Consider the following 21,406-nt stretch of genomic DNA (forward strand, 5'->3'; position numbering starts at 1 on the left):
CTATGACCCCCGGCTCGAACATCCCGCTGCCCGCCACCCGCGTCGCGGTGGACGTCGCCGCGCCCGTGCGGCTCGACGTATCGGGCCTGCTGCTCACCGCCGACGGCAAGGTGCGCTCGGACGACGACTTCATCTTCTTCAACCAGCCGACCGGTCCGGGCGTGACGTACCGCTCCGGCGGCGGTACGACCCCCGACTCGATCACGGTGGACACGACGGCCGTCCCCCCGGGCATCGAGAAGATCGTCATCACGGCCAGCCCGGACGCGGCGGGCCAGACGTTCCAGGGCATCGAACCGACGGCCACGATCCGCAACGCGGCGGACGGCTCCGTGATCTCCACGTTCACCCCGCCGCAACTGGGCACGGAGACGGCCCTGGTGATCGTGGAGATCTATCTGCGCAACGGCGCGTGGAAGGCCCGCGCGGTCGGCCAGGGGTACGCGAACGGGCTCGCGGGCATCGCGACGGATTTCGGCGTCACCGTCGAGGAGCCCGCCCCGGCCCCGGCTCGCCCCGCCCCCACCATGCAGCCCCCGGCGGCACCGCCCGCCCCGTCCATGGACCCGCGTGTCACCGCGCCCCCGGCACCCCCCGCCCCTCCGGCCGCACCCCCGGCCCCGGCCCCCGGCGCGGGCAAGATCAACCTGGACAAGGGCCGCGTCAGCCTCCAGAAGAACCAGACGGTCTCCCTGGTCAAGGGCGGCCGCCCGCTGCTCTCGCAGGTCAAGATGGGCCTCGGCTGGGAGCCTGCGTACCGGGGCAAGGACATCGACCTCGACGCGTCGGTCATCGCGTACGGCCCGCAGCGCAACCACATCGACAGCTGCTACTTCGGCAAGCTCTCGATCGTGAACGGCGCGATCAAGCACTCCGGTGACAACCTCACCGGCGAGGGCGGCGGGGACGACGAGGTGATCGTGGTCGACCTCGGACGGCTGCCCCAGGAGGTCACCGGGCTGGTCTTCACGGTCAACTCCTTCTCCGGCCAGAAGTTCACCGAGGTCGCCAAGGCCTACTGCCGCCTGCTCGACGCCGCGACGGGCGAGGAGCTGGTCCGCTTCGACCTCACCAACGCCGAGGCCCAGACCGGCGTGATGATGGCCAAGCTGATCAAGCAGTTCTCCGGCGAGTGGGACATGACCGCGATGGGCGACTTCGTGAAGTCCCGCACGGTCAGGGGGATGGTGAAGCCGGCCGCACAGGCACTCTGAGGGCACATCCGCACAACGCCGGGCGTCCCCGAGGAGGGTGCGCCCGGCTGCCCGACCGGCGGGAAGCCCTCCGGCGAGAGCCGAGAACCGTCCCCGGCTGCCGGCGGCCCAGGGAAACGGGCACCCTCGGGCCGGCGCCCGCTCGCCGCGCCGGCGCCCTCTGCCGATCGTCCGCCCGCACGCCGTGCGCGGCATCCGGCCAGACGCCGGGTCAGGCTCCGGCGCCCGGGTCCGGCAGAGGCTCCGATGTCCGGATCAGCTCCGGAGCAGCGCCTCCGGCGTCACTGGATCACTCCGCTGTACGCGTTCAGCGCGGGCTGGCCGCCGAGGTGGGCGTACAGGACGGTGGACTCCGGGCCGATCTCGCCGCGCTCGATCAGGTCGACCATCCCGGCCATCGACTTGCCCTCGTACACGGGGTCGGTGACCATGCCCTCGGTGCGCGCGGCGAGTTGCATGGCGACGAGTGTGGCGTCGTCCGGGACACCGTAGATCCCAGCGTGGTAGCGCTCGTCCAACTCGATGTCCGCCAGGGTCAACTTCCGCTTGACGCCGATGAGTTGCCCGGTGTTCTGGGCGATACGGGCGATCTGCTCGCGGGTGGGGGTCGGCTTGGCCGAGGCGTCGATGCCGAGCACCCGGCGCGGCCGTCCGCCCGCCTCCTCCAGCGCGGCGAAACCGGCGACCATGCCCGCCTGGGTCGAGCCGGTCACCGAGCACACGATCACCGTGTCGAAGAAGACGCCCAACTCCCGCTCCTGCTCGGCGACTTCGTACGCCCAGCCCGCGAAGCCGAGGCCACCGAGGGGGTGGTCGGAGGCGCCGGCGGGGATGGCGTACGGCTTGCCACCGTCCTCCTCGACATCTCTGAGCGCCAGTTCCCAGCTCTCCTTGAAGCCGATACCGAAGCCGGCCCGGACGAGCCGCACGTCGGCCCCGGCCAGCCGGCTGATCAGGATGTTGCCCACCTTGTCGTACACGGGGTCCGGCCAGTCCACCCAACTCTCCTGCACGAGCACGCACTTGAGCCCGGCGCGGGCGGCGACGGCGGCGACCTGGCGGGTGTGGTTGGACTGCACGCCACCGATGGAGACGAGGGTGTCGCAGCCCTGGGCGAGCGCGTCGGCGACGAGGTACTCCAGCTTGCGGGTCTTGTTGCCGCCGTACGCGATGCCGGAGTTGCAGTCCTCTCGCTTGGCCCAGACGGAGGCGCCGCCGAGGTGGGCGGTCAGCCGCTCCAGCGGGTGGACCGGCGAGGGCCCGAAGAGGAGCGGGTAGCGCTCGAAGGAAGAAAGGGACACGGGTTCTCCCGGGTGGAGTGGGGTGGGGGGGCGAGGTCGGTCGGGTCAGTGGCCCGCTTCGCGCACCGGCACGTCGACGGATTCGTGGGCTGGCTCGTGGGCGGGCCGACGCGCGGATGCATCGACCGGCTCCTCGGCGGACTCAGCGACCGGCCCGCCGCTCGATCCGGTCCGCTCATCGCACGAAGCCTCGACCGGCTCGCCGGTCGTGCCGTCGACCGGCTCGTCGATCGGGCCGTCGGTCGGGCCGTCGACCGGCTCGCCGGTCGTGCCGTCGGCGAGTGCGGCCAGGCCGCGCCAGATCTCCGCCGTGACGCGGACCGCCTCGTCCGTGTCACCGGCCGCGCAGGCCTCGATCAACTGCTCGTGCAGTCCGGCCGAGCGGCAGTTGCCGCCCTCGCCGAATCGCCGTCGCTCCAGTCTGCGGATGAGCGGGGTGTAGCGGGCGATGGTGGAAGCGGCCGCGCGGTTGCCGCTCACTCGGACAAGGACGTCGTGCAGGGCGTCGTCGGCGACCAGGGCCGCGTCGACGTCTCCCGTGCGGACGGCCGCCGCGAACCGGGCGTTGGCCGAGCGCATCGTCTCGACGTCCGCCGCGAACAGCCGGGGAACAGCGGTCCGGGTGGCCAGCTCGTGCATGGCGCCGACCACGGCGGCCGCGTCCCGCACATCGGCGGCGACGACGGGCGTGACCCGCGTATAGCTCTGCGGCTTGCTCTCCAGGAGGCCCTCGTCCACCAGTCGGGAGAACGCCTCCCGCACCGGCGCCCGCGACAGCCCCAGCAACTCCGCGAACTCGGCGTCCCGGACCACCGCGCCCGGCTCGATCTCCCCGGCCACGATGGCGTCCCGGATGGCTTGGTAGGCGCGGTCCCTCAGCAGGGTGCGCCCGACCGGTCGTATGGCCTCCATGAACTGAAATGTTAGATGTCAGTACGACCCACGAACAAGAGTGTGGCCCGTATCCCCCATGGGACACGGGCCACACTCACCCCCCGTTTGCCACCGGCCCACGGACCGGAGTCACTCTGCGACCGCCAGGACCGCCGTCACTTGGCCGCCCACGGCCAGTCGGCGTCTCGGGCGGCCTCGAGCAGCGGCACCATCCGGAAAGCCGCGTCCGAGAGCCCGCCGAAGGTGTGGCGGTTCGCCTTGCCGGAGGGGCCGTGGCCCGCCCGGTAGCCGGCGAGGTTCCAGGTGTAGACCGGCACGTGGGCCGGGATCTGCCGGGTCGGGTCGCCGTAGTGGCTGTAGGTCGCCTGCTCGTCGGTGACGATCAGCACCCGGTCGTGCTTGCGGTAGTGGCGGCGGACGGCCTCGGTCGTGTCGGTGCCGCCCAGGTCGCCGAACCGCCCGATGATCTTCAGCACGGACTCGCCCGCACCGAACTTCACCATCCGGCTCGTGCTCCCGAACTCGACGAGATCCGCGTCCGCCGCCCGCAGCGCGAGCGCCGTGCCGAAGATCGCCGCCGCGTCGGCGTACGTGAGCGACGAGCGGTCGGTCAGCCGCGAGCCGAACATCGAGCCCGAGCGGTCGACCAGGACCAGGGTCCGGCCGGGCAGCGCGGGCACGTTGGCCAGCGAGTGGCCGAGCGCCTGCTCCAGCGGGTACGCCCAGCGCAGCGAGGGCGCGTGGCGGTACGCCGAGAGGTAGCGGAACGGGAACTGCCGCGAGCGTGCGACCTCCGCCGGGTCACTGATCCGCGCCGCGACCCGCGCCGCGACCTCGTCCGATACACCCGCCTGATCGAAGTTCCGCAGGTTCCTCGTCAAGGCCATGGCACCCATGGACGGGATGACGGCCTCCCAGGCCGCCTTGTCCATCGGCCCCTGCAGCCAGCCCGCCAGCGCCTCCCAGGTGATGCCCGCGTCCGCGAGGCGCCGGGCGCCGTGCGCTCCGGTCACGACCTTGCGCCGCTTGGCGGGCCGCAGCTCCATCAGGTCACGGTGGGCCGCGAGCATCGGCAGAGACCTGGGCACGACGGCCGTGTCCGGGTTGTGGCGCCGGTCGAGGGCGTACTGGAACAGGTCCCCCTGCCACGGCTTGTCCGGGTCCGGCGCCGCGTGCACCAGGTTGAGGATGTCGCCGAAGCGGTAGCCCTTGGACGCCGTGTCGTACTTCAGCAGCGACTTGGGGCTGTAGAGCCGCCGTACGGCGTCGGCGACGCCCCGCTTCACCGGCTTGGGGATGTTCCGGCCGTACCGGGAGGTCCAGTAGGCGAGCAGCTCGCCGGGCTCGTCCGGGCGCCGCAGCACCGAGTCGACGACCTGGCGGTTGGTGGGCCCGTCGGTGACGCCCGCGTCGAGCCGTGCCTTCACGTACTCGGCGGCGCCCACGATGGAGGCCGTACGGAGGTTGCCCTCGCCGCGCAGCCAGCCGAGGAGACCGGCCGTCCACCCCGGGTCGGTGACGGCGAGCCGGCCTACGAGCGCGGCGAACCGGTCGTCGCGGTCCTCGCCGCTCTCGTAGAAGGTCTTCTGCGCGACGAAGTTGGCGATCGACAGCAGGAACAGCTCCGAGCGCTCGTCCCGCTCACGGCCTCGGCCGCCCTCGTACGTACGGAGCACACGCCCCGTGGAGGTGACCCGCGAGGTGGGCTGTGCCTTGCCGGCCTTCGTGTTGAATCGCGCCATGATGAACTCCCCCGAATTCTTCAGCACTTCGTGCGTGGAATCCCTGTTTCAGGTTTCTTTTCTCAGGGGGAGGCGCGGCAAAGGGAAGGTGCCCGAGGTCGAAGTCGGCGGCGGTGCTCATAACTGGCGCGTCTGCCGTTCCGCCACACCGACCCTGAGTCGATGACGGGATTTGAACCCGCACGAGGAGTTACCCCCACCAGCTCCCGAAGTATCCGCTGCCTGCGCACCGGGCACCCACCGTCTGCCGCGCCTCCCGAGATCGGATCGCACCGGGAGGTGCATGAAGTTTGGGTGTCCAGAGATCGAAGCCGGCGGAACCGACGTAGGTGCTCTAACCTCTGAGCTACACCGGCGTGTTGGTACCGGTGGCGGGAATCGAACCCGCGGCCGCCCCATAATAAGTGGAAGTAGGTCCTGCCTTCGCACCTGGACACGCATCACTCTAGGAGGCGCACCGCGGGCCGGGCCAATGAATTAACTACCGCTTCTGCCGCTTCCACGGACCGGTGATCGCGAGCAGAATTCCCGGCGTCTGGATGTTGGCGTACAGGGTCTTTCCGTCGGGTGAGAAGGTGACGCCGGCGAACTCGCTGTACTCCGGCTCGTCCTCGGTGCCGCCCGCTGCGGCAGCAGCTGATGCGATGGCCAGGTCGTTGCGGGCGATCGGGTACGTACGGCCGCTGTCGGTGGCGCCGAACAGGTGCGAGACGCCCTCGCCGTCCTCGGCCAGGATGATGCCGCCGTAGGGGGAGACGGTGATGTTGTCGGGGCCGTCGAGCGCGCCGTCCACGGACGGGTCGGGATTGACGCCGAGCAGGACCTTCAGGGTCAGGGTGCGGCGCTTGGGGTCGTAGAACCAGACCTGGCCGTCGTGCGCGGCGCCGGGGCTCTCCGCACGGGCGTAGGAGGAGACGATGTACGCGCCGCCGTCGCCCCACCACATGCCCTCCAGCTTGCGGGCGCGGGTGATCTCGGTGGCCGCGAACTGCTTGCGCACGGCGACGGTCTTCGCGTCACGGTCGGGGACGTCGATCCAGTCGACCCCGTACACCGTGCCGGCCTTCGTGGCGCGGGACAGGTCGTCGACGAACCGGCCGCCGGAGTCGTAGCACCTGGGGGCCTGGAGGACGCCCGCGTCGTCGGCGAGGGTACGGAACTTCCCGGGGCCGTAGATGAATCCGCGGGGCGGGGTCCAGCGGAAGAAGAGGCCGTTGGGGGCCGCCGCGTCCTCGGTGAGGTAGGCGTGGCCGCGCCCGGGGTCGATGACGACGGCCTCGTGGTCGTAGCGGCCGAAGAACTTCAGGGGCTTCGGGGCGCGGTTGGCACGGCGGTCGCAGGGGTCGACCTCGAAGACGTACCCGTGGTCCTTGGTCATGCCGTTGACGCCGGCCCGGTCGGAGTTCTCCTCGCAGGTGAGCCAGGTGCCCCACGGGGTGCTGCCGCCCGCGCAGTTGGTGGACGTGCCCGCGATCCCGACCCACTCGGCGACGCGCCCGTCGGGCCGGACCTCCACCACGGTGCAGCCGCCGGCGGCCGCCGGGTCGTACACCAGTCCCTCGGTGAGCGGCACCGGGAACTCCCAGTTGGCCCGGGGCCCCTTCAGCTCGTGGTTGTTGACGAGGAGGGTGGTGCCGCGGGGGCCGGGGAAGGCCGCGGTGCCGTCGTGCTTGCCCGGCGTGAACTCGCCCGACTCCAGCTTCGTCTTCCCGCTGTACGTGATGATCCGGTACTTGAAGCCGGCGGGCAGCGCCAGGATGCCCTCGGGGTCGGGCACGAGCGGCCCGTATCCGACTCCACCGTGGCGGTCCGCCCCGCGCTCGGTGGCGTCGCCGGTCGCGTCGCCGTGGTCGGCCACCGCGTCCAGGTCCAGGTCCGTGTCCGTCGACGCGAGGGCGTTCGGCGCGGTGGCGAGCGCGCCTACGCTGCCCGCCAGCGCGATACCGGCCCCGGTGACCGCGGATCGTCTGGCGAAGTCCCTGCGGGTGAGCGGCATGCTGTCTCCTGCGTGGCGGTGGATGACCGTGGGGGCGGACCCGAGCTGTCGCGCCACACGGTCGCGCTCGCGCTTGAACGCCGGTTGAACGGCGGGCGACGCGAGACCCCCGGCTTCGGTGAACCACCGAAGGGACGCGCCCCTGAGAAGCGAAACAGGGCGCGGCCCCTACTTCGCTCCTCAGGGGCGCGGGGAACTGCGCGACGAGCCCCCGCTCACCCGCACCCGCCAACCCACAGGCACCCGCGAGCTACTGGGCGCCTCCGCCCGGCCCTTTCTGCGACCGCGCCTTGAACGCCGCCTTGCGGGCCTCCTTCGCCACCCTCTTGTCGGGGTGGATCCGCCCCATCGCCTCAAGGACATCGGGGGTCGCCGGATGGTCCACCCGCCAGGCCGCCGCGAAGAACGAACCGTGCTGCGCCGCCAACCCCTCCACCAGCGCCCGCAGTTCCGCGGAGTTCCCCTCCGCGGCGAGCTGCGCGGCGACCGTGTCGATGGTCAGCCAGAAGACCATGGCCTCGGACGGCGCGGGCACGTCGGCGGCGCCGTGCTCGGTCAGCCACACCCGGGCGAGCCCGCCCAGCTCGGGGTCGTCCAGAACCTCCCGGAGGGCCGGTTCGGCCACGGCCCCCACGAGGGACAGCGCCTGCTGACAGCGCAGCCGCCGCAGCGGGGCGCCCGCGTCGGAGCCTCGGGCTGCCGCGAGGAGTTCGCGGGCGGCGGCCGGCGACTCCCGGCGCGCGAGCCACTGCTCGGTCTCGGCCTGGGCCGCCGCCGGCGGGAACCCGGCGGTGCCGTCCAGCAGCGCGTCCGCGCCCTTGTCGACGAGTTCCCCGACCGCGGGCGCGGGCACGCCCGCCTCCTGGAGCCGCAGCCGCATCCCGTACAGCCCGAGCGGGGTGAGCCGGACCATGCCGTACCGCGTGACGTCGGTGTCGTCGGGGGAGGGCGCGCCCGGCCCCTCGGCGGGGGCCTCCTCCGCGTCCGTCATCAGCGCCTCGTCCACCGGCTGGTACTCGACCAGCCCGACCGGCTCCAGCACCCGGAACTGGTCGTCGAGCCGCATCATCGCGTCCGAGACCTGCTCCAGTACGTCGTTGGTGGGCTCTCCCATGTCGTCGGGGACGATCATCGAGGCGGCGAGGGCGGGCAGCGGCACCGGTCCCTCGGGGCCGTCCTCGCTGACGGTGAGGAGGTAGAGGTTGCCGAGCACTCCGTCGAGGAAGTCCGCCTCGGCCTCGGGGTCCCAGTCCAGTTCGGACAAGTCGATCTCGCCGCCGGAGTCCATGGCGTCGACGAGACCGTCGAGGTCGGGCACGCTCGCGTCGGCGAGGGCGGTCTCCAGGGCCGTGAGCCAGATGCCGAGCACGTCCTGTGGGCCGCCGGAGATGAGGAGTGCGAGGTCCTCGCCCACGGTGACCGTCCCCGCCTCCCCTTCATCCGGGTTCACGATCTCGACGAGACCGGTGTCCACGGCCACTCGCCAGGCCTCACTGGCCGAGGCCGCCGCGTCGGCCACGTCGACGCCCGCGCCGGTGAGCCCGATCGCCTCGGCGGCGGCGGACAGTTGCTCGTCGACGAGTTCGCCCCCGGCACCCACACGCGTGTCCGGCCCGGCCCAGCGGGCGAGCCGCGCGGCGCGCGAGAGCAGCGGTGTGGCGAGCGCCTCCCGCGCAAGCTCCGCTTCGGAGAGAAGCCGCACCGGCGGCAGTGGCGAGCTGTCTGACATCGGTGGGGATCTCCTCGGGACGGGTGGTGACGAACGACTGCCGATCGATTCGGGCGGCCCCTGCGGAGGGGCTCCCATGAGCGGTACGCGAACGAGTACGGGTACGCGTACGCAGCCGCTCAGCCTAGACGGATTTGGCCCCATGCCGCCCGGTTCATGTACCTGCCAGGATTCGGGTATGGCTGAAACCTTGACAACTGGCGTGACCAGGCAGGAGATTGACGCGCGTAGAAACTCACGGGTAGCTCTGGGGTGAATCCGGGGCCGTCCACAGGCATGACCGACGGAGTTCATCGGGCCTGTCGGGTTCTACGCGCGTCGCGCCGCCCCACCGGTCGCAGGCCACCCCCGTCCACTCTCGTCCCGGCGCCCACGTACGTCCCCGGAGGGATCCCCTTGCCGAGCAAGAGAACCGCGCGCATCGGCGCGCTGACCGTCGCCACCATCTGCTCCACGGTGTCCGCCGTGGTCCTGACCTCGCCCGCCGAGGCGGAGTCCATACGCATCCACGACATCCAGGGCACCACCCGGACCTCCCCGCTCACCGGCCAGCAGGTCGCCGGGGTGCAGGGCATCGTCACGGGCGTCCGCACCTACGGCTCGCGCGGCTTCTGGATCCAGGACCCCAAGGCGGACACCAACCCGGCCACGAGCGAGGGTGTCTTCGTCTTCACCAGCTCCCGGCCGACGGTCTCGGTGGGCGACGCGGTGACTGTCTCGGGCACGGTCGGTGAGTTCGTGCCGGGCGGCACTTCGTCCGGAAACCAGTCCGTGACGCAGATCACCCGCCCGACGATCACGGTGGTCTCCACGGGCAACACCGTCCCGGCCGCGACCGTCATCGACACCAAGTCCGTGCCGAAGAAGTACGCCCCGGTCGGCGACACCGCCGCCGCGGGCTCGATCAACGGCCTCAAGCTCGCCCCGGCCACGTACGCGCTGGACCGCTACGAGTCCCTGGAGGGCATGAACGTCCAGGTCGCCGACACCCGCGTGGTCGGCGCCACCGACCCGTTCACCGAGCTGTGGGTCACGGTGAAGCCCCGGGAGAACGACAACCGCCGCGGCGGCGCGCTGTACGACTCCTACACCTCGCAGAACACCGGCCGGCTGCAGATCCAGTCGCTGGGCGCGGTCGCCGACTTCCCGAAGGCGAACGTCGGTGACGTCCTGAAGGGCACGACGGCCGGTCCGCTGGACTACAACCAGTTCGGCGGCTACACACTCGTCGCCAACCGGATCGGCACCCTGAAGCAGGGCGGCCTGGAGCGCGAGACGACCCAGAAGCAGTCACGCGACGAGCTCGCGGTGGCGACGTACAACGTCGAGAACCTGGACCCCTCGGACGCCTCCTTCGCCGACCACGCGGCCGCGATCGTGCACAACCTGCAGTCGCCCGACATCGTGGCCCTGGAGGAGATCCAGGACAACAACGGTGCCACCAACGACGGTACGGTCGCCGCCGACAAGACGGTGAAGAAGCTGGTCGACGCGATCGCGGCGGCCGGCGGCCCGACGTACGACTGGCGGTCCATCGACCCGGTGAACCTCGCGGACGGCGGTGAGCCCGGCGGCAACATCCGCCAGGTCTTCCTGTTCAACCCCGCGCGGGTCTCCTTCACCGACCGCGCGGGCGGCAACGCCACGACCGCCACCGGGGTGACGAAGGCGAACGGCAAGGCACAGCTGACGGTGTCCCCGGGCCGGATCGACCCGGCGAACGCCGCCTGGACGAACAGCCGCAAGCCGCTCGTCGGCGAGTTCTCCTTCCGCGGCAAGTCCGTCTTCGTGATCGCGAACCACTTCGCGTCCAAGGGCGGCGACCAGGCGCTGCACTCGGAGTTCCAGCCGCCGAAGCGGAGCTCGGAGACCCAGCGTCATCTGCAGGCGACCGCCGTGAACGCCTTCGTCAAGCAGATCCTGGCGAAGGAGAAGAAGGCGGACGTCATCGCGCTCGGTGACATCAACGACTTCGAGTTCTCCGACACCGCGGAACTGCTGGAGGACGGCGGCGTCCTGTGGTCGGCGATCAAGTCGCTGCCGAAGAGGGAGCGTTACTCGTACGTCTTCCAGGGCAACGCCCAGGTCCTCGACCAGATCCTGGTCAGCCGCTCGGTCCGGCGTTCCACCGGGTTCACGTACGACAGCGTGCACGTCAACTCGGAGTTCAACGACCAGATCAGCGACCACGACCCGCAGGTGGTGCGGTTCGAGCCGTAGGCAGTGAGCAGGCAGTGATTCTCAGGGCTGGCTGAACACTCCGTTCAGCCAGCCCTGCCATGCGGTCTCGTCCGCCTTGGCGTCGGCACCCGGCGCGAAGTCGTGGACGCTCATGCCGACGCGGTAACCCCAGTGGTTGCGGCCGAAGAAGCGGATGAGGGCGTCGTCGGTGCGCAGGCCGATGAAGTACGGGTCGCGGTAGTCGACCACGGCGTCGAGGAGCTGCCCGTCGGGGCCCTCGGCCTGGACGCGGGCTCCTTCGGGGGTGTCGTCCGTGAGGCCGAGCGCCCGGCCGACGGTGGTGAGCGCGTCGGGGGTCCCGGCCGTCTCGGGCCCGTCGAAGGTGGCGAACGCGGTGACCGTCCGGCCCGCGAAGCGCGTCAGGTACTGGCGCAGGGTGTGCAGATAGAACCCGGTGTGCTTGGCAGCACCGTCGTACTGGTTGTCCCAGTCGTCCACGAAGATGCCGCTGTGCACGTAGCGCACCCAGGCCCGCCGGCCGTCGTCGCGCGGTTCGATCGTGTAGTCCAGCTGGTTGCGGGTCTGCTCGGAGATGCCCTCGACGTCCTCGACGCGGTTGGTGTACCGGTGCGGCGGATCCCATGCGACGACCTCGGAGCCGAAGGGCCCCTTGCCGCCGACCCTCGGCTCGGGCGCCTCCATCGGCCACAGCCACCCGCCGGTCCCGGCGGTGACGGCCTCCCACACCTCCTCGGGGGTGGCGTCGACCTCGAACTCCCGGGCGATCTCGAATTCCTTGGACATGGCGTGCGCTCCTCAACGGGTCTTACTGGTCGGGCTGGTTGGTCGGGGCGGGCAGTTCGGACCGATCGGAAGGTTCGGGCCGGTGGGATGGTTCGGGCACGTTGGAAGGTTCAGGCCCGTGGGGCTTGTCAGGCGGGCCGGAGGGTTCGGCCCGGTCGTACCGGTCAGGCAGGCCGGAAGGGTCGGACCGGTCAGGCGGGTCAGGTACTCCGGCGGTTGCCTGCGGCTTGACCGTCGGGTGGACGGCGACGACGATCCGGTGGCCGCGGCCGGCCTCGGCGCCGGGCGCGTCGTACTTGCGGATGAGCGCGCCCACCCCCGCCGTCAGTTCCTGGACGAACGCGGCACGGTCGGCGGCCGAGGCGAAGGTGACCTCGCCGTCGAGCGCATAGGTCGCGAGCCGCTTGCGAGCCTTGGCCGCGCCCGTGATGAGCAACCCGACGTCCCGGACCAGCCGGGCGCCGAGCGCCAGCAGCCAGCGGGCGGAGAACTGGTCCCGGAAACGGTCCGGGTCGGGCTGCACCGCTGCCAGCGCGAGCGGCGAGATCACGTACGACGCGGCGGTGGCCCGCATCAGCCGCTCGGTGACGTTGCCCTTGCGGCGCTCCCCCGCCAGCTCGACCAGGCCGTGCCGCTCCAGCGCCTTGATGTGGTAGTTCACCTTCTGGCGCGGCAGCCCGACCTTCCCGGCCAGCATGGCGGCCGACGCGGGCCCGGCCGCCAGCTCGGCGAGCAGCCGGGCCCTGATGGGGTCCAGCGAGACCGCCGCTGCCTCGGGGTCCTCGATCACGGTGACGTCCAACATGACTCCACCGTCTCACCGAAAACTTTTTTTGTCCAGACGGTTGTAATTTTCGGCACCACCAGGTCCCTGGGAACGGTCGGTCAGGGAGGCGCGGGAACGCCCAGTCAGGGAGGAGGCCGAGTGCGTACTCGTAGCGCCGTGCTGCCCTTCAGTCCGGGCCAGGTTGGGACAGTCACCTGCGCGGCGGAGGGGCGAAGTTCTGCCCGGCGTACGGCTCAGCGTCCGACAGCCGACCACCACTCACGACCACCGACCACCGGGACGCGCACCTGCGTCATACCCCCGCACCCGGCACCCCCAGCCCATGAGGACGGCCACCGCGCCCGCACCCACACCCACACCCACACCCACACCCACACCCACCATCGTCCGCGCATGCGGACCACACCCGGCTGCTTCGTCGCATGCGAACAGGCGGAAGTACCGCCCTCGCCGAGCCTTCCGGGCGCCGAACTCTGGAACCAGGCTCTGGAACCAGGCTCTGGAACCAGGCTCTGGAACCGGGCTTGGAACCGGGCTCTGCGCCAGGCGTTTCGAGCTGGGCCTGTAATCGAGGCGAGTCGAGTGGGCGGGTGGGTGGGCAGGAGGGGCCCGAACCTAGTGGTAGTGGCGCCAGAGCAGCACTCCCACCGCGACCACGCCGACACCCGCGCCGCCCACGACCACCGCCTCGCGGGGCACCCGCTCCCATGCCGAGTGCACCCTCGCCTTCACATCCGCCTTGGCGGCCAGTTCCTCGACCGTGTCGCCGAGCTGCGCCCGGGTCACCTCGATCTGCCGCCGGAGTTCGTCGGGTCCCTTGGCACCCACCGAACCATCGGCCCTACTGGATGCCTGCGTCATCGCCGAGCCCTCCCTTTGATCTCGTCCATGTCCGCCTTGACGCTGTCGAGTGCCTGCTCCGGCCTGGGCGGGGTGGCCTGACGAAGCTGCGCGCGCCCGACCGCGGCCAGCACGGCGGCGATCACGAACAGCACGGCCATGACGATGAGCGCGGCGGCCCACACGTCCAGCACCAGGGAGAGCGCCCCGACCGCGGCGGCGGCGAGGGTCATGAACCCCACGTAGGCGACCGCGCCGGCCGCGCCCAGCAGCCCGCCGCCGCGCCCGGCACGGCGCCCTTTCTCGGTCAGCTCCTCCTTGGCGAGGGCGATCTCCTGTCGTACGAGCAGGGAGAGCTGTTCGGTGGCCTGCCCGACCAGCTCGCCCACGGAGTGGTGGTCGTGTTCGCCCGGCCCCGGACGTTCGGATCGCGCAGAGCGCACGAATCGCGTGGGCCTGGCCTCGGTGGTCCCGGTCACGGTGTCGCCTCCTCACACATCGGGACGCCCCGGGTACCCGGGGCGTCCCGCGTTACCCCTGCGACGGCGCCCGGGCCGTCGCCCCGCACACACAGGGCCCGGGGGTGGCGGTCCGCACCCGCTGCCGGACGCACCAGAGCCGCACCCGAAACGGGGGGGGAGACACCGGCGACGCGGAAAACCCGTAAGGCAGCGCGCCGCCCAGCTCATCACTCACCTTCGTAGCAAAGCTCCCATATATCTCGTAGAAGAATTAAGTGGAGCTTCACAATGACCACGCCGAGACTACCCGTATGACCCTCACCCACCGCCCCACCCCCTTCGGCCGCGCCCTCTGCGCGATGATCACGCCCTTCACCCCCTCCGGCGCACTCGACCTGGACGGAGCCCAGCGGCTGGCCGACCGGCTGGTGGCCGAGGGGTGCGACGGGCTGGTGCTCTCCGGCACGACGGGCGAGTCGCCGACGACGACGGACGCGGAGAAGGAGGAGCTGATCCGGGCCGTGCGCGGGGCGGTCGGCGACCGGGCCGTGATCGTGGCCGGGGTGGGCACCGCCGACACCCGGCACACCGTGGAACTGGCGCTGGCGGCCGAGAAGGCGGGCGCGGACGGTCTGCTGGCGGTCACGCCGTACTACAGCACGCCCCCACAGGACGCGGTCGAGGCCCATTTCCTGGAACTCGCCGACGCCTCGGGGCTGCCCGTCGTCCTGTACGACATCCCCGGCCGCACCGGCACCCGCATCGCCCCGGAGACCATGATCCGCCTGGCGGACCATCCGATGATCGTGGCGGTGAAGGACTGCGCGTACGACCTCCTGGGCACCCAGAAGGTGCTGGCGGAGACGGAGCTGGCGTACTACACGGGCTGCGACGAGTACGTTCTCGCGCTGTACGCGATCGGCGGGTCGGGTTACGTGAGCACGGTCGCGAACGCGGTCCCCCGTCAGGTCCGGGCGGTCGTCGACGCGTTCGACGCGGGCGACACCGCCGGGGCGGCCCGGCTCCAGCGGCGCGCCGTCCCCCTCATCGAGCTGATGATGTCCTCGGGCCTGCCCGGCACGGTCACGGCGAAGGCGCTCCTGGGACGGCTCGGCCTGCCCGCCGGCCCGGTCCGCGCACCGCTGCGGCCCGCCGGTCATGAAGTGACCGACGGGCTGCTGGCGGCGTACGAACGGCTGGTGGCCGTCTGAGGACGGGTGGTCAGCGGGTGGCGAAGACCGGGTTCCAGCGACCGGGAGCCCCGTCGTTGCCCTTGAGGGCGCCACTGAGCGCGATCGTCCTGTCGCTGCCGATGGTGACGAGCACGAGAGCGCTGTGGAACTCGTTGTCGCCGGCCTTGATGTCCCAGGCGATGAGCCGCTTGTTGTCGACCCAGGTGAGCAGTTGCTGTCCGCGGATCTTGTGGAGCCGCTTGCCGGTGTAGGGATCGATGATCTCGGAGGCGGTCGTCCTGACACCGCCGGCGAAACCACCGGCCGCGAGCTTGCCGTCCGGGGAGAGCCGCGCCTTGACCGACCAGGTCAGGTACTTCTCGTTGGCCGGCTTGGCCACCTTGTTGCCCTGGAGGTCGTAGTACTGGTCGTGCGGCTCCACCGCCAGCCCGGAGCGGACCAGCTTGCCGTCGCGGCTGAAGGAGAAGTCCTGACGGGGATTGACGATCGGCACGTCGTCGTCCTTCTCCGGGGGGACCTCGCTCCACTTGGTCCGGCCGGAGTCGACGTCGACGAGATAGAAGCCGGTCCGGTACGACTCGGACCAGTTCGGGATGAAGTCGTTCTTCTTGCCGTCACCGTCGACGTCGTTCCCGGCGACGGTCAGGGCGTCGGGGTTCTTGCTGTAGGTGGTGGCGACCAGCCTGCCGCCGTCGGACGAGAAATCGACGCTCGCGACACCCCGGTCGACGGGGATCCAGCGCTCGACCTCGCCGGTGAGCAGGTCGAGGAGGCCGATCCGCCGGGCGGGCAGGTCCTTCTCCAGCACCGCGGCGGTCCGCATGCCGGGGGCGACCGCGACCTGGGACCAGCGGGTGTCCTTGACGTACTTGCCGGTCTCCTGGTCGAGGATCCAGTAGGCGCGTGCGCTGACCGCGGTGTCCTTCGAGGTCTTGACGGTTTCGAGGGTGTACCAGGCCGCCATCGCCACGTCCCCCGCCGCGATCAGATCGCGCGGCGGCGACTGGTCGGGGTGGGCGATGATGTCGCTCCGGTTCATCTCGGTGGCGAGCCGCACCTCGTCCCTGCCGGAGTCCAGCAGCGGCACGGCCACCGCGACGGCGACCACGGCGGCGGTCGCCGCGGCGACGGTCGCGATCGACCGGTTCCGGCGGCGGCGCCGGGCGGTCAGGACCCGGTCGGCGAAGCCGGGGCCCAGGGGCTGTTGTTCGGCGGCCTGCTCCCGCAGGGAGTCGCGCACCAGTTCGTCGACGTTCACGGACGCACCTCCACGGGCGAGAAGTCACGGGACGGGATTCGCTCGGCGGCGGGCCCGAGCATGCCCAGCTCGGGCGCGAGTTCGCGCAGCCGGGCGAGCGAGCGGTGGGTCGTGGACCGGACGGTGCCGACGGAGCACCCGAGGATCCGGGCCACCTCCGCCTCGGGCAGGTCCTCGAAGTAGCGGAGCACGAGGACGGTGCGCTGCCGGGCGGTGAGCCGGGCAAGCGCCCCGCGCATCACGAGCCGCAACTCCACCCCGGCCGCCCCGTCGGCGGCGCCGCTCTCGGGCGGCTCGGCGACGGTCAGCTCCCGGCGCCGCCACTTCAGCCGCCATCGGCTGACCTGCTGGCGGTAGAGGATCCGCCGTACGTACGCCTCCGGCTCGTCGATGCGCTGCCAGCGCCCGGCGGCCTTGATCAGCGCATTCTGCAGCAGGTCCTCGCCCGCGTGCCGGTCCCCGCCGCTCAGCAGCACGGCCGTCTTCAGCAGAGCCGACGACCGCCCCGCCACGAACTCCCGGAAACTCTCCTGCCCTGCGGCATCCATCGTCACCTTCTCTTCCCCGGCGGGCCCCGTGTCCCGCCCCTGTGCCCCTAGTGACGCGCGGACCCGCGCCCGGCTATGCCACCCCGGAGAAGAAAGTCGTGCGGGCGCCGGAGAACGGCGCCGGGCCCGTACGCGCCTCTGCGCGTACGGGCCCGGATTCCGACGACGGCCGGGTCAGCCCCAGCGGTACCCGTCACCGAACAGCAGGGTGTGCTCCAGCACGTCCTCCATCGGGTCGTCGACCTGACCGACGTTGACGAGCCCGATGCGGGGGCCGTTGTGCGAGGAGGTGTTGGTCTCGTCCGCGTGCGCGGCCCCGGCGGGAAGCCAGCACAGCGTCGCCCCGGCCAGCACCCCCGTGACCACGCGCGCCACGGTCCTCACCCTGTCGGTCCTCGCCCGGTCGTTCCTCATCCCTCGGCCCCTCATCTCGTCGGCCCCTCATCTCGTCGGCTCGGCTGCTGATCGGACTCCATGTCCGCCCGTTCATCTGCCTGGACCGCCCGAAGGTCACGCCGAGTAACCCGTACGTGGGGCCGCGGGACTCAGTTGTGGCTGTGCAGGATCTCGTTCAGGCCGCCCCAGACCGCGTTGTTCGGGCGGGCCTCGACCGTGCCGGTCACCGAGTTGCGGCGGAAGAGGATGTTGGAGGCGCCGGAGAGGTCGCGGGCCTTGACGACCTGTCCGTCGGGCATGGTGACGCGGGTGCCGGCGGTGACGTAGAGGCCGGCCTCGACGACGCACTCGTCGCCCAGCGCGATGCCGACGCCCGCCTCGGCGCCGATCAGGCAGCGCTCGCCGATGGAGATGATGACGTTGCCGCCGCCGGACAGGGTGCCCATGGTGGAGGCGCCGCCGCCGATGTCCGAGCCGTCGCCGACGACGACGCCGGCGGAGATCCGGCCCTCGACCATCGACGTGCCGAGGGTGCCCGCGTTGAAGTTGACGAAGCCCTCGTGCATGACCGTGGTGCCCTCGGCGAGGTGCGCGCCGAGGCGGACGCGGTCGGCGTCGGCGATCCGGACGCCCTTGGGTGCCACGTAGTCCGTCATGCGCGGGAACTTGTCGACGGACGTGACCTGGAGGTGCAGGCCCTCGGCGCGGGCGTTGAGCCGCACCTTCTCGATGTCGTCGACGGCGACCGGGCCGAGCGAGGTCCAGGCGACGTTGGCGAGGAGGCCGAAGACGCCGTCCAGGCTCTGGCCGTGCGGCTTGACCAGGCGGTGGGAGAGCAGGTGGAGGCGGAGGTAGGCGTCGTGCGTGTCGATCGGCTTCTCGTCGAGCGAGGAGATGACCGTGCGGACCGCGACGACCTCGACGCCCCGGCGCGAGTCCTGACCGAGCGCGGCGGTCGCGCCACCGCCCAGCAGCTCCGCGGCCCGCTCTGCGGTCAGCCGCTCGGTGCCGGAGGGGCCCGGCTCGGCGGACAGCTCGGGCGCGGGGAACCAGGTGTCGAGAACGGTGCCGTCGGCGGCGATCGTGGCGAGGCCGGCGGCCACGGCGCCGGTGGTACGAGGAGCAGTCGTGTCGGTCATGAGGGCAACCTAACTGTCGGGAGGCTGTGCGGGCCAACCCGCGCCGGGGGCGTCTCAGGAGCCGGGCACGTTGCGGACATACGGTGCCGGGCGGCCCGCCCACCCCCGTGGGACGGGCCGCCCGGCGTCAGGGGCCGAGGTCAGTCGCGCTCGCCCGCCTTGTCCACGACGGCTCTGCTGATGAGCGAGTTGCCGCCGATCACCTTGCCGCCCCGGATGTGCTGCGTACCGAGAACGTCGTACGTCTCCGGGTCGATCAGCCAGTACCGGTCGGCAGTCGTGCCCTCGCCCAACGCGATGACCTGCCGTCCCGTGGCGTCCTTGACCAGGTGGTCGACCAGGGAGAGGTCGGGCAGGGTGGCCAGGGCCCGGTAGAGGCCGGCCAGGCCTTTGGACGGCTTGATGTCGGCGTCGAGGAGGGCGGAGATCTCGACGGCGTCCTGCTCGGCCTGGGTGCTCCCCTCCTCCGCGGGGATGGCGTCCTCCTCCCGGATGGCCTCCAGCGCTCTCCCGCCGTCGGACGGCAGGGTGGTCAGGAAGCGGTACAGCTCCTGCGGGGAACGGTCGTCACCCTCGGCCGGGCTCCCCGGCTTCGTCTCCGTGATGCGGAGCTTGATGTCGCCGTCCTTCGTGGAACGCCACCCGTGGGCCGTCGCCCCACCGTCGTAGCGCGTCCAGATCTCCTGCGCGAACGGCGCCGTACCGACGACTTGCACCTCCTCCTCGTCCGGAGCCTCAAGCGTCGACTTGGTGTAGATCCACTGCTTGGCCCTCGGCTCCGGAACCGTCGGCTGCCCCTCCACCGCCTTCGCCGCCCGCTCCAGCAGCTCGGCCGCGCTCATCCCCGACAGGTCGGCGTCGGTCGGCGCCGCAGGTGACCCCTGCTCGCGGGTCCGGTCCCCTCCCACCAGCAGCGACGCGGTCACCGCCACCGCGGTCACCGTCGCCACGACCCCGACGATCGCCAGCTGGGGCCGCGCCCACACCCGACGCCGCCGCTCCCCGGCCCGCACCGCGTCCAGCAGCAGGGTGCGTCCTGGCGCCAGCCGTGCCCGGTCGGGGGTCTGTACCCCGGTCCGCAACTGCCGTACCTCGGTCAACTCGTCCACGTCAGACCACCTCCGCAGTGTTACCGACGAACGCCGGGTCGGCTCCCAGCGCCGTACGCACCTTCCGCCGCGCGCGGTTGAGCCGCGAGCGGACCGTCCCCACCGGTATGTCCAGTGCCTGGGCGACCTCCTGATAGCCGAGGTCCGCCCAGGCGACGAGCAACAGCACGTGCCGGTCCCCCGCCGACAGAGCCGCCAGCGCTCCGGCGAGCGGTACCTGTGCGGCCACCCGGCTGTCGGTCTGCTCGACCCAGGTCTCGCTCCAGGACGCCGCGACCGGGTCGTGGCCGGTACGCGCCAGCGCCTTGAGGGCCCGCACCTCGGTACGGCGGTGCTTGCCGATGAGGTTCCCCGCGATGCCGTACAGCCAGGGACGGGCGTTGGCGTGGGTCCGGTCGTAGCGGCCGCGGATGCGGAACGCCGTGAGGAAGGTGTCGGCGGTGATGTCGTCGGCCATGCCGTCGCCGAGTCGCCGGGCCACGTAGCGGTGGATGTCCGGGGCGTAGCGGTCGTAGAGCCGTGCGAACAGCTCCGGCTGTTCCAGCGACTGGGTGACGACCTCGGCGTCGTCCTCCAACTGCGCCTGCGCCTGCGGTGGTGGTGGTCCGCTCACCTGGTTCTCCCCCTGCTGGTCACAAGTTCCCCCTCTGCTCCGCCGTGTTCCTGTCACCCCCTGTTCCCCGATGGGCCAGAGAAGGTTCACGACTCGCGCCGGGGGGTTCTTCAGGGAATCACCCGCGCCAGTACCTCCCGCGCGTACTCCTCGTCGTAGGGCGCCCCCGTCAGCAGCACCTGCAGACAGATGCCGTCGATCAGGGCGACCAGCGCCCGCGCGGTCACCGGGTCGGTGCGGCGGGCGAGCGAGTCGGCGAAGGCCCGGCCCCACTCGTCGGCCACGGGCCGCAGGGCGGGCCTGCGCAGAGCGGCGAGGTAGAGCTCGTACTCCACCTCCAGGCCCGTGCGGTCACCGGCGAACCATTCACCGCCCAGTGCGGCCAGTTCGGCGGCGAGGTCGGTGCCGGGGTCCCGCAGGGCGTCGCGCGCGGCGACGGTTTTCGCGAAACCCTCGTTGGCCTGTCGCAGGGCGGCGACCATCAGATCGTCGAGGGTCTTGAAGTGGTACGTCGTCGAGCCGAGCGGGACGTCCGCCTCGGCGGCCACGGTCCGGTGGCTCAGCCCGGCGATGCCCTTCTCCCCCACGACCCGGATCGCGGCATCGATGATCCGCTGGCGCCGCTCGGGATCGTAACGCCGGGCCATCAGTGGGCGCCTCCCAGATTGAGCACGACCACTCCCGCGATGATCAGCACGATCCCGGCGACCTTGGCGAAGCTGAGCCCCTCCCCGAAGAGGACCAGTCCGAGCGCGGCGACGGCCGCGGTGCCGGCGCCGGACCAGATCGCGTACGCCGTGCCGATCGACATCGACTTCAACGCCTGGGCGAGCAGGACGAAAGAGACGAGGTACCCCACACCGGTGACCAGCGACGGCCACAACTTGCTGAAGCCCTCGCTGTACTTCATGGCCGTGGTGGCGGCCACTTCGGCGGCTATGGCGCCGGCGAGCAACAGATATCCCATGTGTACGATCGTACACATCATATGTACGGGTGTACACATCGGGTGTACAGGCGCACTTATGGGCGGAATTGGCCGTCGCCGACCCTCAAGGGGCCCTTCTTTCGGGGCCGTTCCGTTATGGAAGCGCTCACTGAAAGGGCTCCCCGCGCACCACTTGGTGAACTACTGTTTCAACGGTCAATCTCCCGGATGTGTGACGACCGCCAGGGTTTTCACACATCGGTGACACGTAAC

General features: G+C 71.2%; 20 protein-coding genes. 3 read left to right on the top strand and 17 right to left on the bottom strand.

The window, feature by feature from the left end; translation table 11 throughout:
* The first annotated feature begins 2 nt into the window (after positions 1-2).
* Positions 3-1,214, top strand: coding sequence for a TerD family protein (locus OG858_RS10805; RefSeq protein WP_319068076.1), 1,212 nt, complete (start codon positions 3-5; stop codon positions 1,212-1,214).
* A gap of 281 nt (positions 1,215-1,495) precedes the next feature.
* On the opposite strand, the gene OG858_RS10810 is transcribed toward OG858_RS10805, so the two are convergent.
* From OG858_RS10810 to OG858_RS10830, 5 genes are all read right to left on the bottom strand, one after another.
* Positions 1,496-2,515: a 1-aminocyclopropane-1-carboxylate deaminase gene (locus tag OG858_RS10810; RefSeq protein WP_319068054.1), complete on the bottom strand. Its 1,020-nt coding sequence runs from the start codon at positions 2,513-2,515 to the stop codon at positions 1,496-1,498.
* 45 nt (positions 2,516-2,560) lie between these two features.
* A complete protein-coding gene (locus OG858_RS10815) occupies positions 2,561-3,427 on the bottom strand; it encodes a GntR family transcriptional regulator (RefSeq protein WP_319316981.1) in 867 nt (288 codons plus the stop codon).
* Positions 3,428-3,564: 137 nt separating this feature from the next.
* The gene (locus OG858_RS10820) at positions 3,565-5,151 is read right to left on the bottom strand and encodes a TROVE domain-containing protein (RefSeq protein ID WP_319316977.1); all 1,587 of its coding nucleotides are present in this window, start codon (positions 5,149-5,151) and stop codon (positions 3,565-3,567) included.
* Between the two features lie 481 nt (positions 5,152-5,632).
* On the bottom strand, positions 5,633-7,147 hold the full coding sequence (locus OG858_RS10825) for an alkaline phosphatase PhoX (protein WP_086750783.1): 1,515 nt from the start codon (positions 7,145-7,147) through the stop codon (positions 5,633-5,635).
* A gap of 250 nt (positions 7,148-7,397) precedes the next feature.
* The gene (locus tag OG858_RS10830) at positions 7,398-8,876 is read right to left on the bottom strand and encodes a hypothetical protein (protein ID WP_086750782.1); all 1,479 of its coding nucleotides are present in this window, start codon (positions 8,874-8,876) and stop codon (positions 7,398-7,400) included.
* Positions 8,877-9,272: 396 nt separating this feature from the next.
* On the opposite strand from OG858_RS10830, the gene OG858_RS10835 reads away from it, so the two are divergent.
* Complete coding sequence (locus OG858_RS10835) at positions 9,273-11,096, top strand: endonuclease/exonuclease/phosphatase family protein (RefSeq protein ID WP_086750781.1); 1,824 nt, start codon at positions 9,273-9,275, stop codon at positions 11,094-11,096.
* A gap of 21 nt (positions 11,097-11,117) precedes the next feature.
* Here the strand turns inward: OG858_RS10835 and OG858_RS10840 are convergent, their stop codons facing one another.
* From OG858_RS10840 to OG858_RS10855, 4 genes are all read right to left on the bottom strand, one after another.
* Positions 11,118-11,861, bottom strand: coding sequence for an SRPBCC family protein (locus OG858_RS10840; RefSeq protein WP_319265123.1), 744 nt, complete (start codon positions 11,859-11,861; stop codon positions 11,118-11,120).
* Between the two features lie 22 nt (positions 11,862-11,883).
* Complete coding sequence (locus OG858_RS10845) at positions 11,884-12,666, bottom strand: helix-turn-helix domain-containing protein (RefSeq protein ID WP_327743650.1); 783 nt, start codon at positions 12,664-12,666, stop codon at positions 11,884-11,886.
* 597 nt (positions 12,667-13,263) lie between these two features.
* Positions 13,264-13,509: a DUF3618 domain-containing protein gene (locus OG858_RS10850; RefSeq protein WP_086754463.1), complete on the bottom strand. Its 246-nt coding sequence runs from the start codon at positions 13,507-13,509 to the stop codon at positions 13,264-13,266.
* The gene (locus OG858_RS10855; RefSeq protein WP_037691460.1) at positions 13,506-13,967 is read right to left on the bottom strand and encodes a phage holin family protein; all 462 of its coding nucleotides are present in this window, start codon (positions 13,965-13,967) and stop codon (positions 13,506-13,508) included. Before OG858_RS10855 ends, OG858_RS10850 begins: the two co-directional genes overlap by 4 nt.
* A 293-nt stretch (positions 13,968-14,260) precedes the next feature.
* Between OG858_RS10855 and dapA the strand changes: the two genes are divergently transcribed.
* Entirely contained in the window at positions 14,261-15,160 is a 900-nt protein-coding gene (gene dapA, locus OG858_RS10860) for a 4-hydroxy-tetrahydrodipicolinate synthase (protein ID WP_327723819.1), read from the top strand.
* Positions 15,161-15,170: 10 nt separating this feature from the next.
* On the opposite strand, the gene OG858_RS10865 is transcribed toward dapA, so the two are convergent.
* The 8 genes from OG858_RS10865 to OG858_RS10900 form a co-directional block, all read right to left on the bottom strand.
* Entirely contained in the window at positions 15,171-16,400 is a 1,230-nt protein-coding gene (locus tag OG858_RS10865; protein ID WP_328544961.1) for a WD40 repeat domain-containing protein, read from the bottom strand.
* A complete protein-coding gene (locus OG858_RS10870) occupies positions 16,397-16,948 on the bottom strand; it encodes a SigE family RNA polymerase sigma factor (protein WP_086749567.1) in 552 nt (183 codons plus the stop codon). Before OG858_RS10870 ends, OG858_RS10865 begins: the two co-directional genes overlap by 4 nt.
* 174 nt (positions 16,949-17,122) lie before the next feature.
* The gene (locus OG858_RS10875) at positions 17,123-17,362 is read right to left on the bottom strand and encodes a hypothetical protein (RefSeq protein WP_086749566.1); all 240 of its coding nucleotides are present in this window, start codon (positions 17,360-17,362) and stop codon (positions 17,123-17,125) included.
* A 131-nt stretch (positions 17,363-17,493) separates the two neighbouring features.
* The gene (dapD, locus tag OG858_RS10880; RefSeq protein WP_086749565.1) at positions 17,494-18,483 is read right to left on the bottom strand and encodes a 2,3,4,5-tetrahydropyridine-2,6-dicarboxylate N-succinyltransferase; all 990 of its coding nucleotides are present in this window, start codon (positions 18,481-18,483) and stop codon (positions 17,494-17,496) included.
* Positions 18,484-18,623: 140 nt separating this feature from the next.
* Positions 18,624-19,592, bottom strand: a complete 969-nt coding sequence (locus tag OG858_RS10885) for a CU044_5270 family protein (RefSeq protein WP_319068060.1) — start codon at positions 19,590-19,592, stop codon at positions 18,624-18,626.
* Position 19,593: 1 nt separating this feature from the next.
* Positions 19,594-20,205 carry an RNA polymerase sigma factor gene (locus tag OG858_RS10890; RefSeq protein WP_086747583.1) on the bottom strand — a complete coding sequence of 204 codons (612 nt, stop codon included), beginning with the start codon at positions 20,203-20,205 and terminating at the stop codon, positions 19,594-19,596.
* Between the two features lie 110 nt (positions 20,206-20,315).
* The gene (locus tag OG858_RS10895) at positions 20,316-20,852 is read right to left on the bottom strand and encodes a TetR/AcrR family transcriptional regulator (RefSeq protein WP_086747584.1); all 537 of its coding nucleotides are present in this window, start codon (positions 20,850-20,852) and stop codon (positions 20,316-20,318) included.
* Positions 20,852-21,172: a DMT family transporter gene (locus OG858_RS10900; RefSeq protein WP_086747599.1), complete on the bottom strand. Its 321-nt coding sequence runs from the start codon at positions 21,170-21,172 to the stop codon at positions 20,852-20,854. Before OG858_RS10900 ends, OG858_RS10895 begins: the two co-directional genes overlap by 1 nt.
* Between the last annotated feature and the right edge of the window lie 234 nt (positions 21,173-21,406).

Source organism: Streptomyces europaeiscabiei (genome assembly GCF_036346855.1).
Classification (GTDB): Bacteria; Actinomycetota; Actinomycetes; order Streptomycetales; family Streptomycetaceae; genus Streptomyces; species Streptomyces europaeiscabiei.